Annotated in this window: 13 protein-coding genes; 3 read left to right on the forward strand and 10 right to left on the reverse strand. The window is 52.0% G+C overall.

The window, feature by feature from the left end:
• The first annotated feature begins 162 nt into the window (after window positions 1-162).
• The 3 genes from smrB (at window position 163) to ACJHYW_RS04475 (ending at window position 2603) form a co-directional block, all read left to right on the forward strand.
• On the forward strand, window positions 163-714 hold the full coding sequence (gene smrB / locus ACJHYW_RS04465; RefSeq protein WP_000730805.1) for an endonuclease SmrB: 552 nt from the start codon (window positions 163-165) through the stop codon (window positions 712-714).
• Between the two features lie 85 nt (window positions 715-799).
• A complete protein-coding gene (locus ACJHYW_RS04470) occupies window positions 800-2014 on the forward strand; it encodes an AAA family ATPase (protein WP_061092613.1) in 1215 nt (404 codons plus the stop codon).
• The gene (locus ACJHYW_RS04475) at window positions 1980-2603 is read left to right on the forward strand and encodes a hypothetical protein (protein ID WP_001188163.1); all 624 of its coding nucleotides are present in this window, start codon (window positions 1980-1982) and stop codon (window positions 2601-2603) included. The genes ACJHYW_RS04470 and ACJHYW_RS04475 overlap by 35 nt, the downstream gene beginning before the upstream one ends.
• Before the next feature lie 48 nt (window positions 2604-2651).
• Here ACJHYW_RS04475 and ACJHYW_RS04480 read toward each other — a convergent pair whose 3' ends face one another.
• From ACJHYW_RS04480 to fadI, 10 genes are all read right to left on the reverse strand, one after another.
• Entirely contained in the window at window positions 2652-3491 is an 840-nt protein-coding gene (locus tag ACJHYW_RS04480; protein WP_061092612.1) for a StfH/YfcO family fimbrial adhesin, read from the reverse strand.
• Between the two features lies 1 nt (window position 3492).
• Window positions 3493-4023, reverse strand: a complete 531-nt coding sequence (locus tag ACJHYW_RS04485) for a fimbrial protein (protein WP_061092611.1) — start codon at window positions 4021-4023, stop codon at window positions 3493-3495.
• Window positions 4020-4499 (reverse strand): fimbrial protein, encoded by a 480-nt coding sequence (locus tag ACJHYW_RS04490; protein WP_061092610.1) that lies wholly within the window; start codon window positions 4497-4499, stop codon window positions 4020-4022. Before ACJHYW_RS04490 ends, ACJHYW_RS04485 begins: the two co-directional genes overlap by 4 nt.
• Window positions 4496-4999, reverse strand: a complete 504-nt coding sequence (locus ACJHYW_RS04495; protein ID WP_061092609.1) for a fimbrial protein — start codon at window positions 4997-4999, stop codon at window positions 4496-4498. Before ACJHYW_RS04495 ends, ACJHYW_RS04490 begins: the two co-directional genes overlap by 4 nt.
• A 16-nt stretch (window positions 5000-5015) precedes the next feature.
• Window positions 5016-5768: a fimbria/pilus periplasmic chaperone gene (locus tag ACJHYW_RS04500; protein WP_032171682.1), complete on the reverse strand. Its 753-nt coding sequence runs from the start codon at window positions 5766-5768 to the stop codon at window positions 5016-5018.
• 19 nt (window positions 5769-5787) lie between these two features.
• Window positions 5788-8436, reverse strand: coding sequence for a fimbrial biogenesis outer membrane usher protein (locus ACJHYW_RS04505; protein WP_061092608.1), 2649 nt, complete (start codon window positions 8434-8436; stop codon window positions 5788-5790).
• 80 nt (window positions 8437-8516) lie between these two features.
• Window positions 8517-9083 carry a fimbrial protein gene (locus tag ACJHYW_RS04510; protein ID WP_061092607.1) on the reverse strand — a complete coding sequence of 189 codons (567 nt, stop codon included), beginning with the start codon at window positions 9081-9083 and terminating at the stop codon, window positions 8517-8519.
• A gap of 567 nt (window positions 9084-9650) precedes the next feature.
• Window positions 9651-10136: a phosphohistidine phosphatase SixA gene (gene sixA, locus ACJHYW_RS04515; protein ID WP_001195818.1), complete on the reverse strand. Its 486-nt coding sequence runs from the start codon at window positions 10134-10136 to the stop codon at window positions 9651-9653.
• 202 nt (window positions 10137-10338) lie between these two features.
• Entirely contained in the window at window positions 10339-12483 is a 2145-nt protein-coding gene (gene fadJ, locus ACJHYW_RS04520) for a fatty acid oxidation complex subunit alpha FadJ (RefSeq protein WP_061092606.1), read from the reverse strand.
• On the reverse strand, window positions 12483-13793 hold the full coding sequence (gene fadI / locus ACJHYW_RS04525) for an acetyl-CoA C-acyltransferase FadI (protein WP_000531925.1): 1311 nt from the start codon (window positions 13791-13793) through the stop codon (window positions 12483-12485). Before fadI ends, fadJ begins: the two co-directional genes overlap by 1 nt.
• Window positions 13794-13834: the final 41 nt, after the last annotated feature.

The raw sequence follows: 13834 nt of genomic DNA on the forward strand, positions 1-13834 counted from the left end.
TTCCTCCAGGGCATGATCGCAATAATTTCGGCGGCTAGTTTGCCATGAAGATGACGATAAATCAGCATTCACGCGCGGTGAGTGAGGAAAAATACGTTTAAAACGATCGATTGCGCTACGAGTCGGGTAAACTGTAGGAAAATTAGAAATAGAGACAGTTAAATGAAAAAGAAAACAACACTTAGCGAGGAGGACCAGGCGCTGTTTCGCCAGTTGATGGCGGGGACTCGCAAGATTAAGCAGGACACGATTGTCCACCGACCGCAGCGTAAAAAAATCAGCGAAGTGCCGGTCAAGCGGTTGATTCAGGAGCAGGCCGATGCCAGCCATTATTTCTCCGATGAGTTTCAGCCATTATTAAATACCGAAGGTCCGGTGAAATATGTTCGCCCGGATGTCAGCCATTTTGAGGCGAAGAAGTTACGCCGTGGCGATTATTCACCGGAGCTGTTTTTGGATTTGCACGGTTTGACGCAGCTGCAAGCCAAGCAGGAGTTAGGCGCATTGATTGCCGCCTGTCGCCGCGAACATGTGTTTTGTGCCTGCGTGATGCATGGTCATGGTAAGCATATTTTGAAGCAGCAAACGCCGCTGTGGCTGGCGCAACATCCGCATGTGATGGCATTTCATCAGGCACCGAAAGAGTACGGTGGTGATGCGGCATTGCTGGTGTTGATAGAAGTGGATGAGTGGCTGCCGCCGGAATTGCCCTGACATCATGACGGGCATACGCTTTCACTGACAGACGTCGACGGTTAAGTGTAAGATTATCCAAACAGAACTCAACGCAGGGCACTCAATGATGAATATCCGCACGCTTAAGCTCACTAATCTGGGGCGGTTTGAAGAACTTGACGTTCATCTGGCTCCAGTGGAGGAGTTCAAGAGCAATGTGACCGTTTTTATTGGTAATAATGGTGCAGGTAAAACATCAATATTAAAATCGTTGGCAACCAGCCTGAGTTGGTTCGTTGCCCGAGTTCGTACTGAAAAAGGTAACGGTAGCCCTATTCCTGAAGACGCTATTCTGAACGGTAGGAGTTCGGCGACAATTGAACTTCAGGTACTGAATACGCATCCAGCGACGGAGGCCGCTACGCCCTACCGTTGGTTGCTTGCCAAAACGGCCAGTGGGAAAAAATCGACCACCGCCTCCAGCCTGCAAGAGGCCAGCCAATTGGCTGCGTTTTATCGAGATCAATACACCCAGAATAGCGGGGCATCCTTCCCGCTTATCGCCTTCTATCCCGTAGAACGTGTCGTGCTGGATGTGCCGTTGAAAATAAAAGAACGTCATAATTTTTTGCAACTGGATGGCTACGATAACGCCCTGAATCAGGGTATTGATTTCCGCCGTTTCTTTGAGTGGTTTCGCAATCGCGAAGATGCAGAAAATGAATCGGGCTTACCGCAAGACGTTCTGGATAAGCTCAGTACCAGGATAGATCTCGATAACGCCGTCTTAAATGCATTAACGGCAATCATGGCCTCGTCCCGGGATCGCCAGTTGACCGCCGTCAGAACGGCCATTAGTCGCTTTATGCCAGGGTTCAGCAACTTACGCGTCAGGCGTAAACCTCGCCTGCATATGTCGATAGATAAAAATGGCCAGACACTGAATGTGCTGCAATTATCGCAGGGTGAAAAATCACTGATGGCGTTAGTCGGCGATATTGCTCGCCGCCTGGCAATGATGAACCCGATGTTAGAAAACCCGCTAAACGGCGAGGGAATTGTATTAATTGATGAAGTGGACATGCACCTGCATCCAACATGGCAGCGTACAATCATCCAGCGTCTGACGACAACATTCCCACATTGCCAGTTTGTCTTAACAACCCACTCTCCTTTAGTGATCAGTGATTGCAAAGATGTGCTGGTTTATTCTCTGGATGATGGCGAATTAACGCAGCTCCCGTCTCTGTATGGGCAAGATGCGAATACTGTGCTTTTGAATGTGATGGATACGGATATTCGCAATGCAACAGTGGGTGAGAGCAAAACCACGGGATAAAAATGCCAATCAGTGGTTTCAGGAACTTTATGCGCAAAAAAAATGGGATATCGTTGGCGATCTCAGCCAGCAGTGCGCTCAGGAGCAATTTTATCTCTGTGCTTATTGCTGCGATCGCGTGACAGGTACAAACCGCGATACCGTTAATGAACATGTCGAAGCCAGGGATTTAGCTCCTGCTCGCAGTCTGGAATTCACGAATATCGTTGCAAGCTGCAAAACAAAAGGCCAGTGTGACGACTCGCATAAGAACCAGCCATTGCTGTTAACGCCGCTTATGCCGGAATGTGAAACCGAGTTTATCTTCAAGATCAGTGGTCGAATTGAAGGGACGACGCCGAGAGCTATCGATGCGATTAAGGTACTCAACCTTGGCGATAGTGAACGTAATAATCGGGCATTGATTGAAAAACGTAAGCAGCTTTCCGACAGCCTTCTGTGGGCTAATGGCATTGACCCTTCAGAGGGGCTTGAAGATGACGACCTGCTGCAAGCGGTTATCGACGAATTACTCACCCCCGTCGACGGTTATCTGGCACCTTTCGCTCCCGTGGTGGCGAATATTCTAAAAAACTGGATGACCGCATGACATAACGGACAACGGGGCCAGATGGCCCCGCGTCGTGTGGTGTATGCGCTACAGTTCGTTGAGCGTGTACTGGAAGCGGCAGGTGGAATCAATCGGCTGCCTGCTGCTGGTATCCACCTGCACCACCATGTCGTGCAGTTGTTTGTCCGTAATGGGGTGTCGGTTGGGCGTAACCGTAACGCTTGAATTGTCGCAGCCGGAGGTGGAGAACGTGATCATCTCAGCTACAAAGCGGCAGTACGCACCGCGGTCATCCATCTGGCTGCCGTCGCAAAGCCTGCCGTTTTCCATCAGGAAGGTCGGGAGCGTTTTTTCAATCATGCCGCCCGTCGACTGCAACGACAGCACCTTCGTATACAAGATGTAGTCTTCACTCCACGAAATATCATAGGTGGCCACTGAGACCGGACAGGTCGAGTTACGCGCCTGCGGGCCAATATAGGGGCCAACCGTGTCTGACGGCACAGAACTCTCATTACGCGTTGTGACTAGCCATGGGCAGCCATGCACGTCGGCATCATAATAAACATCGATAGGCATCTCGTAGCAGACCCAGTCGGTCTTAGACCGGGCATCGTATTCGTCAAGTCCTGGACAGCTTGACTTCGGTGCTGAACTAAAAGCATTCAAATATAAATCGGGCGGGGTATCACTCCCTGTCCAGCTAACATTTTCCAGATAACCCACTTTCAACAGAGTAGTGGAGTTCTTATACACACCATGCTTAACGCCTTCGGGGGTAAGAATATCAAGGTAGTACATGACATGCGTACTGTAAGTGGAAAAGCCCGAAAACGTATGCAACGTGGCAATCTTTTTCGCTGCCTGCGCGCCCGTCCCCGCAAACATCAGTAGTAACAAACAGGTTATCAAACGGAATATTTTCATATCAAAGGTACTCAAACGTTGCGGTTAAAGAAGCGGTAAATTCACCCATCGTCACTTCCCGGCCGCTTTTCGCCTGGAGCCAGGCATTAAAATTCAGATTGTTATCACCGGTGCTCAGCACAAAGGTCGCGCCGCTGGTGTTGTTGATCGGCACCGCCGTTCCGTCGGTTTTTTCCATCCCAATCCCCACGCCCTGCGCCCCGGAGGAGGCATCCAGCGCCAGAAAACCGGGCTGCTCGCTGTCTTCCGTACCGGTCAGCGTCACCCGGACTTGATACTCGGCTGGCCCTTTGCAATCTTTCAGTTGAAACACCACCGGCACCCGCGCCGACTGCCCGGTCGCCATCAGGTCTTTACGGCTGATGGTGGGAAAATGCACCTCCGCCAGCGACTCGCCCTGAATCACCAGCGTGCAGGATTTACTGAGTAAATTGCCGTAGAAATGCAGGTTGTCAGCCGCCTGCGCCATGCCGCCGTACGCCAGCAGCGCCGCCAGCGCCGCGTAGCGGTAATGTGTGCGAGTCAGATTCATTGGTAATCCACCGTTAAGGTTGCCCAGGCAGAGAAGTTCCCTTCACTGAGCGCCGCGTCGCTGGCTTTTACCGGCACCGCGGTCAGCGTCGGCGGGCTCGCCGGGTCTATTTTCAACTGTTCGCCCACTTTAAACGGCTGGCCGTTTTGCTGAAGCTCAATCCCCAGGCCAGCGACGTCGGTTTCAATGGCGGCGTCATCGTAGCTGGTCTGGTGGCCCGTCCAGGTCAGGCTCATCTCCCAGGCGTCGTCGCGCACATCAGGATCGCAACTGATGGTGTAAGGCACGTCCTGACGAAAGTTGTCGCCGTTGATGTTGTCGATGATCACATTGCTGAACGCCACTTCAATGCTCTTACCGTCGCTGATGGTACAGGCGGGTGGCGAGACCAGCGTGCCGTGAAAAGTAACGTCGTTAACCGCGGCCTGCGACAGGCCAGCAAAACCGTAAAGTAAGCACCACGCGAGTCGTTTCATTGGTAGTCCACCACCATGGTCATGGTCGCGTTAAACTCCGATGCCATCAGTTCCACCCCGCTCTGCTTCACCGGGACGGCTTCGAATTCTGGCCGGGTGTTGATGTTGAACGGCAGCCAGCTAGCGTTGCCCACGGCCACCAGCGAATGGTCGGCGGCATTCTGAATGCGAATGCCGAAGCCATCGATCCCGGTACTCAGTACCGTTTCACCATTAATTGTGGTGGTGGTGGACTGAAGCTGCATTCGCAGGTCGTCGCTGACGCTGTTTGAGCAGTTCATGGTGTAGCCCACCGGCTGACGGTAGTTGACGCCATCAATGCCTTTAATGACCACACTGCCGAACTCCACCGCGCTTCCCTGTATCGAGCAGGGCGGTGGCCCATCCACCAGTACGCGCAGCGTCAGGTTGACGATTTTGCCGCCCGCCATTGCCGGGGAAACGGTCGCGCCACAGGCCAGCAGTAGCGCGGCAGACCCGGCCAGAAAGAACGCTTTCATGTTGCTTCTCCCGTTATCAGCCTTTGCTGCTTTGATCTTCATCCACCTTGCAGGTGTCCCCTTCACAGCGGAAGATCAGCGGCAGGCGCGCGCCGTAGTCGTTGATGTAGGTCAGCACCGGGGCGCTGTCCATTTTTGCCTTTAACGGCTGTGACGTTTTCGGCGACATCACCAGCGGTTTAAACCCGGCGGCGGTCGGCCCTTTCTTCTGTGTGCTGGCATCGCTGATGATGACGTGGTATGGCGTCGGGTTATTGACGGTATAGTCCTGGCCGCTGCGCGTGAGCGTCACCTTAAACTGCCACGGTTTTCTCATGTCGATCTTCTCCAGCGCCTTTGGTCGCCAGAACAGCTTGATGCGCGTTTGCAGGGCAATTTGCAGAGTGTTGGCTTTCCCGGTCTTTGGCGGGATCTCACGCACGTTGTAATAGAACAGGCTTTCGCGATCGGACGGCAGCGTGTGAATGTCCGGCAGCGCCTGAATCTTCACCTGGCCGTTCATCATGGCGTCAATACGCTGCACCGGCGGCAGTACCGCCAGCGGCGAGGTGATTTTGTTGCCCTTCTCATCTTCCAGCCAGCTTTGCGCCAGGTAAGGCAGCTTTTCGTTGTTGTTGCGCAGGGTCACGCTGATCGATTTATCGCTTTCGTTAAACACCAGACGGGTGCGATCCGGGGTGACCGATGCATGCGCCGTCAGGCTGGCGGTGGTAAGCAGTGCCGCCAGCGCCGTGCTGACGACCATTGAACTGGATAATTTATAAGACATTGATCGTTCCTTAATCAGATTATTGAGTAGCTGAAATTGACGTCGGCGCTTCCGTTGGTGTGACTTGCCGCGTCTGGTCCTGAATAACAGGCTTAATTTCTGGCGCTGAAGAATCAGGGGCTGCCGTTCCCTTTTGTTCACACGGCAACAACAGGCCGCTGAACAGATCGGCAGGTAGCGGCTTCGGCAATACGATCTCGCATTGTGCGCTGCCTTCCCAGAACACCGTCATATGCTCACCCGCATTGACTCCCGCCAGATAGACATTGCCTTCATCATCCACAATGCCAACCTGCTGCTGCTCGTCGTTTTTCACTTCCGCGCCAAACGGCGGGTAGCTACCGTCACGCAACCGCAGTACCGCCATCGCTTTTTGCCCGCTGATCACTTTGAATTTACGATAGCCGATTGCGCCTTCCGTCAGGGTTGCCTGCACCACCGACTGGGTGGCTTCCGCATCTTCCGGCAAGTTGTTTAAATCGATATACGCCTGATTGCGGTAGTAGTTGTTAATATCGGCGACCACCGCCTTGCCAAACATATTGGTGTACACCGGCGCGCCGTTGCTTTCGACCGGCACGTCAGCAATCCCGTCGGCGTCAATCAGCAGGCGCGTGCCGCCCATGCTTTGAGTGCGATGCAGCGCGCCGCCATGCGCGGTCAGCGTTGCCCCGCCCTGTAAGGCGATCCCCGCCGAACGGTATTCCCCTTCATGGTAGTTGGCGCTGAGATCAACCTTCGCCAGCGAACCGTCATGGCTCAGATAACCATCCACGCTGCCGTGCTGTTCGCTGGTACCGACGTTAACCTGGTAGTGCGTTGCGTCATCAACGCGCTTAAAGTAACCGACCTGGCTGCTGTCCGACCCACTGCCGTAGGAGCCGTTGTAGGTCACGGTGCTGCTGTCGCTCCACGGAATGCTCATGCTGAGGTACATCCCCTTATCCGCATTATCGTCATATTCGTAGCGATAGCCGGTCACCGAGATGCTCATGTTGCGAATGCTCCCCATATTAAAATAGTGGGAAAACATCAGGTTATAGTTTGTCTGTTCCGGGCGATCCCAGTAAGTACGATGGGAGTAGTTGAGATAGATCGAGACACCCGCAGCGGCAAAGTTCTGGTTATAGGTGATCGTATACATCTCTTTGTCGTTACCGGTCCGCGCCATGTCCGACTGGTTCGCGTCCAGATACTCGCTCATGGTCATGAAGTTCTTTTCAGAAAAACGGTAGCCTGCAAAGGTGACGCGGCTGTTGAGTTCGTCAAAGTCTTTGGCATAGCTCACGCGAAAGGAGTTGCCGTCCAGTTTTCCTTTGCCGTATGCGCTGTCATGCTCCAGGTTGACGTGCGAGTGAGTCACATCGAACGCCAGCGCGCCAAACTGTGCGAGGTCGCGCCCCACCCCCATCGCCGCCGACTGGTAGTGTTCATCTGCCAGCGCGCCACCGTAGAGCGACCAGCCATCTGCTACCCCCCATGACGCTTCTCCACCGGAGAAAAAGCCGCCTTCGGTCCTGTGGTTCCAGTCTTCCGGACGCCCCATCATCACTTTGTAACGCACCTGCCCCTGGCGCGTGAGGAATGGCATAGATGCGGTGGTAACGTCATATTCCTGCACCTGACCATTCTGTTCTTCAACGCGGACGTGCAGTGTGCCGGAGACGGAGTCGCCGATATCCTGAATGCGGAATGGCCCGGCGGGAACCTGGGTTTCGTAAAGTACCCGGCCCATCTGGCTAATGGTGACTTTTGCACTGCTGTGCGCCACGCCGGAGACATCCGGCGCATAGCCGCGCAGGTTGGGCGGCAGCATCTGGTCATCGGTGCTGACGCTGCTGCCAATATAGTTAAAGCCGTCGAAAATATCGGAGTTGAGATAATCTTCACCCAGCGACAGCTTCGCTTTTAAAGAGGGTAAGGCCCGCCAGGCGTAATAACGGCTCCAGTCCCAGTTTTTGCTCGTTGTACTGTTACTGCTGTCATCGTCGTCATCGTTGCTGCGGGTGTGCTGATAATCACTTTGCCAGTCTGCGCGGAAACGCCATGCCCCCAGATTCGCCCCAACGGTACCGTTGCCGCTGATATCATGTGAGTCCTCGCCACCCTGCTCCTGATGACGGGTTTGCGCATTGAGGCTGTAGTCGGCAATCAGGCCAGGAATACCGTCGTCCCAGCGTGAGGGTGGGTCCCAGTCGCTGCTGGTATATTCGAGATAAGCCTGTGGCACTGTCAGCAGCAACGCCGACTGGCTTAAATCATTCTCGACTTCCATCCCATCTAATTGCCCCGGTTTAAGGCATTCATCGTTGTGCGTCCACTGCAGGCTTTTTGCTATCCCTTCTTTCAGCCCCAGCGCCGCCACTAACTCAGGTGTCAGGCAGGCATACGTTTTTGTTGGATCATTTTCAGAGACGTACCAGTTAATGTCGTATTCATCAGAAAGGGGTTGTTTATTTATAAATACACGTAAATTATATTTACCCGCGTCGACATACCCTTTTTTTGAAAACTTACCGAGATCAATTTTCGTGTCACCCTTTAACTCAAGGAAACGGGAGTCAAATTGAATGGAATCATCAGCCCATGCATTGACTGATCCACCAGAGATTGCCAGCGCAATATAGCAGGCGATTCCCCGCAGCCGAAAATTTGAGTGATTAGGCATACACATATCCGTTTGTGAAACAGTCGTAAATCCGTTGCGCGTTGAAAAACCCCACAGCAGAACGCTGTGGGGTTGTCACATCAGAGATAGGTAATCTGGAATGTGGTCAGGGTTTCGAACTGGCCGAGATCCGGCGCTTCGGTTTCACCCACCAGCCAGGCTTTAAAGTTCAGCGTTTGCTTGTCTTTACCTTTGCTGGTTGAAGCATCCATCACGATTGGCTGAACAATTTCTTGGCCCACTTTATAACCTTTGCCATGGGTATCGCCGATTACCAGGCTCACGTGGTTCATGGCAACACCGGTGTCAATGTTGAATAACGCATAGTTATCCGTGTTGGCTGGCCCCGCGTAGTTAGTACCGGTGAACGTGGTCTTCATGCTTGTTTCAGTGGTAAACACGCAGTCCTGTAAACGGATCTGGAAATCTTTCGGTGTGGTGGTGCCACCGCCGGTCAGTTTAGCCGCACCGATGTCACCCATATCGACTTCCAGTTTGTGATCGTCTGGAACGATAGAGCACGGGGAGTCTTCAATGGTGCCGTAGAAGCGCGCGGTACCGTTGTTGCCTGCTGCAAATGCAGAACTGGAAACAACTGCGCCCATGACCATCGCCGCAGCAATGGCTGTTTTGGCAAACTTACTCATTATTTGTCCTTAAATCATTAAGAGTTATAATATAAACACCTGACATAAAATTAATATATATTATGCCCGATATTTATAGTTAGCCATTGAACATATACACTCCAATATAATCATAGAATGTAAACAAGTATTCTCTGGTGTGTCTGTATGTTGGTCTTATCTATAAAAAAACTCAATTTAGTAATACTTAAACACTTTATGTAGATTTTATTAATTAATACATCTACAAAATACTTTCACCACTTTCCAACAAAAAAACATGCGAATTATCAACAAAAAAACAAACTATTATAATCAACAAAAATGAATTGCTTATAAAGCACACTAAAAAAAATTATAATGACCTTACCATCATTTATTGCTAAAATTTAATATTAATTAAATCAATAAATATATATTCAAGACACAAAACCATTATCTTCTTTATTTTATTACGGGATTCAATAATGGGAAAATATAATAACTATCGAGAGTTGTTAAATATTAACAACATTTAGACAAGAAAAAGGATGATTGTATGACGGAGAAACTGCCCGGTGTACGCGCACGTAACCGGGCATTGATTGCTTAAATTGCTTTTGCCATCTTCAAATTACAAGGGCTCATTTGCCAGTTGAATTGGCCTTTTCCGCTTTCATCAAGCGTTACGCTGGCAATCGCTGACGTGGTAAACATAGGCGGCGTTTCGCCCGGACATAACTCGGCAACCAGATACCCGACTAAGGGTAAGTGGGAGATTACCAGTACCGAAGCAACACCTTCATTGGTCAACGCCTGCAAATAGGCACTGACCAGACCAACATCGCCGCAGGGTGTTAACTCCGGCAGAACTTCTGCACTGGAAGGCAGGTTCAGACAATCCCCTACTTCTTCAAGTGTTTGCTCGGCTCGCAGGAACGGGCTCACCAGAACGCGTTCGATTTCCACTTTTTGACCTTTCAGCCAGTTCGCCATCAGGCGAGATTCGTCACAACCGTTAGTAGTCAGAGGACGAACCGAATCACTGGCGGCATCGAGGGCTGCGTCGCCGTGACGCATGATAAAAACTTGCATATTGCACCGCTTTTGTTAACCAGATTCGCCCGTTTTCTTTCATCTGAAACCAGAGAAAGAAAACGGTGGCCGGCATTGTGCCTTATCCATTCACCGAATGAAACGCTGTTTTTTACCTCAATGGCGTAAGTATAGTCAATATGCGTTTACATTTTGAGCAACACTCCGCCATTCAGCGCGGATTCATATAGCTTTGACCTTCTTATTGCAGGTCAGTTGCAGTTGTTTTCCAAAAACTTTCCCCACGCTTGCTCATCTCGACTAAACGCTCGCAAGGGGTAAAACGGGAACCATACTGCGTGGCCAGTCGTTGCATTATTGCAACCACTTCGCCTGCGCCGAGAGAATCGATATAGCGGAACGGTCCACCGAGAAATGGCGGAAAACCAATGCCAAATACCGCGCCAATATCCCCGTCACGTACGCTACGGATAACCTGCTCGTCCAGACAACGTACTGCTTCATTCAGCATCAACATCACACACCGTTCAGCAACCTGCGGTGCGGAGAGTCGCCCCTGCCCTTGTGCGCCAATGAGCGGGTAAATGGCGGGATCGACCTGTTTTTTGCTTTTACGCCCTTTCTGACCATAAAGATAGAAACCCCGACCATTTTTTCTGCCTTTGCGATCGTCGTTCAAAATTGAAGAAACAACATTTGCAGGCGCGCTAAAACGTTCTCCATAAGCGGCTTCCAGTACAGGAATAATTTTAGTCCCGGTGTCGATTCCTACCTCATCCAAAAGTTGGATTGGGCCTACCGGAAAACCAAATTTCACCAGCGCGGCATCGATATGCTCAATACGCTCGCCTTCGGTCAACATGCGGATAGCTTCATTGATGTAAGGCGCTAAGATGCGATTGACGTAAAACCCGGCTTTGTCACGCACGACAATTGGCGTTTTGCCCTGTTTTTTCGCCAGTTTTACCGTGGTGGCGATGGTTTGCGCCGATGTACTCGCATGAGGAATAATCTCCACCAGCGGCATTTTTTCCACCGGACTGAAGAAATGCAGGCCAATAACTTGCTCAGGTCGCGCGGCGTGAGCGGCGATATCGCCAATCGGTAAAGATGACGTGTTCGAAGCAAAGATGGTATGAGTAGCGCAATTTTGCTCCACTTCCGCCACCATCTGTTGTTTTAATTCGAGATTTTCAAACACCGCTTCAATAATCAGATCGCGATGGGCAAAGCCGCAATAGTCCGTCGTTCCGGAGATTAAAGCCAGCTGTTTGTCACGTTCGCTGGCTTTGAGATGACGACGGCGAACTTTGCCCTCCAGCTGATCCCAACTGTACTTCAGCGCATGATTTATGCCCTGCGGGTTGATATCTTTAATTCTGACCGAAAGCCCCGCTTTACAAGCAGTGACATAAGCAATACCGCCGCCCATCAAGCCACCACCTAAAATCCCTACGCTATTTAACGGCGCAGGCGGCGCATCACTGCCAGGATCTTTCTTCACGTCCGTACTGGCAAAAAAGATACTACGCAAAGCCTGCGATTGCGGCGTCATCGCCAGTTCGCCAAACGCCCGTGCTTCAGCGTCATAGCCGCTACTGGTGCCCTGCGCTAATCCCGTTTCGACAACCTCCAGGATGCGTTCTGTCGCCGGATAGTTACCTTGAGTTTTGTGTTCTGTTTTCTTACCGACCATTTTGAACAGCAGCGCACGACCTAACGGCCCCGCCAGAATACGCTCGCGTACAGGTAGAGGGCGTGAAGATGGGCGATCCTGCTTTGCCAGCTCAACAGCGGCTTCCAGCAATATGGAGTGCGGAACGACATCATCCACCAACCCCAGCTTTACCGCCTGTTTCGCCCGAAGTTGTTTTCCGGTGAGGATCATCTCTAATGCTGTGCTGACACCTATCAGGCGCGGTAAACGCTGGGTGCCGCCTGAACCGGGTAACAATCCAAGTTGTACTTCAGGCAAACCGAGCACCGTTTTAGGATCGTCAGTACACACGCGACCGTGGCACGCCAGCGCCAACTCCAGCCCGCCGCCCAGGCAAGCGCCATGAATAGCCGCGATAACCGGAATGGGCAAAGCATGAATCTCCGCCATTAACTGTTGCCCCTGCCGCGCCAGTACTTCCGCTTCTTGCGCCGTTTTGCAGTTGCCGATCATGTTGATGTCTGCGCCAGCAATGAAGTTGTCTGGTTTCGCGGAGACAAACACCACGCCACGCAACTCTTTGTTTTCACGGAGTTGCTTAATAATGGCGCGCACCTGCGAGGCAAACTCCGCCTTCAGGGTATTCATTTTCTCACCCGGTACGTCGATGGTGATGATAGCAATGTTGTCCAGACGAACATTAAGAGTAAACGCTGATGCCATTTCCATTATTCCGCCTCCACAACCATTGCTGCGCCAAGTCCACCCGCAGCACAGGCGGTCACTAAACCAAATCCACCGCCGCGACGGCGAAGTTCATGCAATGTCTGGGTAATCATCCGCGCGCCGGTCGCTGCGAAGGGATGCCCATAAGCAATCGAACCGCCAAGCACGTTAAATTTGCTCTCGTCCACTTCGCCAGTGGCATGTGCACGCCCCAGTACGTCGCGAGCAAAACGTTCGCTACCCAGCAACTGAATATTCGCCAGTGTCTGAGCTGCAAAGGCTTCGTGCATATCGATCAATGTCAGATCGCTCATTGTCAAACCGGCACGTTCCAGCGCCAGCGGCGTTGACCAGGCCGGGCCGAGCAACATGTCCTGCCAGACATCTATCGCAGTAAATGCGTAGCTGCGCAGATACCCCAGCGGTACCAGCCCTAATTCTTTCGCCCGGGATTCAGTCATCAGGATCACCGCCGCTGCGCCATCGGTCAGTGGTGTACTGTTCGCCGCCGTTACCGTCCCGTGTTTACGATCAAACGCCGGACGCAGCTTTGCGTAATCAGCAAGAGAGGAATTACCGCGAATATTGTTGTCTTCGACAAGCGGTTGTTTATAAGGAGGGATAAAGGCAGTCATCACCTCTTCTTTGAGTTTACCGTCTGACCACGCCTGAGCGGCACGCTGATGCGAACGGTGCGCCAGTGCATCTTGCTGTTCGCGAGTAATACCGTAGGTTTTCGCCATTTGTTCGGCGGTGTCCCCCATCCGCAAGCCGGTAGAATACTCTGCTACCGCAGGCGGTACGGGCATTAAGTCGCGTAAACGCAGGCGAGAGAAGAGTTTCAGGCGCTGGCTCATGGTTCGAGCCTTGTTGACATCAACCAGCACGCGCGCCAGTTTTTTACTGACGCCAATGGGCAATACGGAAGAAGAATCGGCCCCACCGGCAATCCCCGCTCGAATAGTTCCCGCCATCAGACTTTCTGCGACGTTTGCAATCGCCTGGAAACTGGTAGCGCAAGCGCGGCTGACGCTGTAAGCATCGGTATGGACATTCATTCCGGTGCCAAGAACAATTTCACGCGCAATGTTGGGGGCTTCCGGCATCTGAACGACCTGACCAAAAACCAGTTGTTCAATCACTTCGGCGGGGATCTCGCTGCGTGCCAGCAATTCGCCTACGACCATCTTCCCCAAATCAACAGCGGGAATGCCATGAAAAGCCGTCGCCTGACGGGCAAAAGGCGTACGTAAGCCGCTAACAATGGCGATACGATCGCCCTGGCGGGTAACCAGCGGTAAAACCTGACCCATAACACTCCCCTGTAAAATAATAAATAAAGTGGTCTGACCTG

It is taken from the genome of Escherichia sp. WS3063 (assembly GCF_046486595.1).
In the GTDB taxonomy this organism is placed as follows: domain Bacteria; phylum Pseudomonadota; class Gammaproteobacteria; order Enterobacterales; family Enterobacteriaceae; genus Escherichia; species Escherichia coli.

Excerpts from the sequence above, each read along its gene's own strand:
- fadJ (WP_061092606.1), bottom strand. The coding sequence starts at position 12,483 with ATGGAAATGGCATCAGCGTTTACTCTTAATGTTCGTCTGGACAACATT.
- ACJHYW_RS04505 (WP_061092608.1), bottom strand. The coding sequence starts at position 8,436 with ATGCCTAATCACTCAAATTTTCGGCTGCGGGGAATCGCCTGCTATATT.
- ACJHYW_RS04510 (WP_061092607.1), bottom strand. The coding sequence starts at position 9,083 with ATGAGTAAGTTTGCCAAAACAGCCATTGCTGCGGCGATGGTCATGGGC.
- fadI (WP_000531925.1), bottom strand. The coding sequence starts at position 13,793 with ATGGGTCAGGTTTTACCGCTGGTTACCCGCCAGGGCGATCGTATCGCC.
- ACJHYW_RS04470 (WP_061092613.1), top strand. The coding sequence starts at position 800 with ATGATGAATATCCGCACGCTTAAGCTCACTAATCTGGGGCGGTTTGAA.
- smrB (WP_000730805.1), top strand. The coding sequence starts at position 163 with ATGAAAAAGAAAACAACACTTAGCGAGGAGGACCAGGCGCTGTTTCGC.
- ACJHYW_RS04500 (WP_032171682.1), bottom strand. The coding sequence starts at position 5,768 with ATGTCTTATAAATTATCCAGTTCAATGGTCGTCAGCACGGCGCTGGCG.
- ACJHYW_RS04490 (WP_061092610.1), bottom strand. The coding sequence starts at position 4,499 with ATGAAACGACTCGCGTGGTGCTTACTTTACGGTTTTGCTGGCCTGTCG.
- ACJHYW_RS04495 (WP_061092609.1), bottom strand. The coding sequence starts at position 4,999 with ATGAAAGCGTTCTTTCTGGCCGGGTCTGCCGCGCTACTGCTGGCCTGT.
- ACJHYW_RS04480 (WP_061092612.1), bottom strand. The coding sequence starts at position 3,491 with ATGAAAATATTCCGTTTGATAACCTGTTTGTTACTACTGATGTTTGCG.
- sixA (WP_001195818.1), bottom strand. The coding sequence starts at position 10,136 with ATGCAAGTTTTTATCATGCGTCACGGCGACGCAGCCCTCGATGCCGCC.
- ACJHYW_RS04475 (WP_001188163.1), top strand. The coding sequence starts at position 1,980 with ATGCAACAGTGGGTGAGAGCAAAACCACGGGATAAAAATGCCAATCAG.
- ACJHYW_RS04485 (WP_061092611.1), bottom strand. The coding sequence starts at position 4,023 with ATGAATCTGACTCGCACACATTACCGCTACGCGGCGCTGGCGGCGCTG.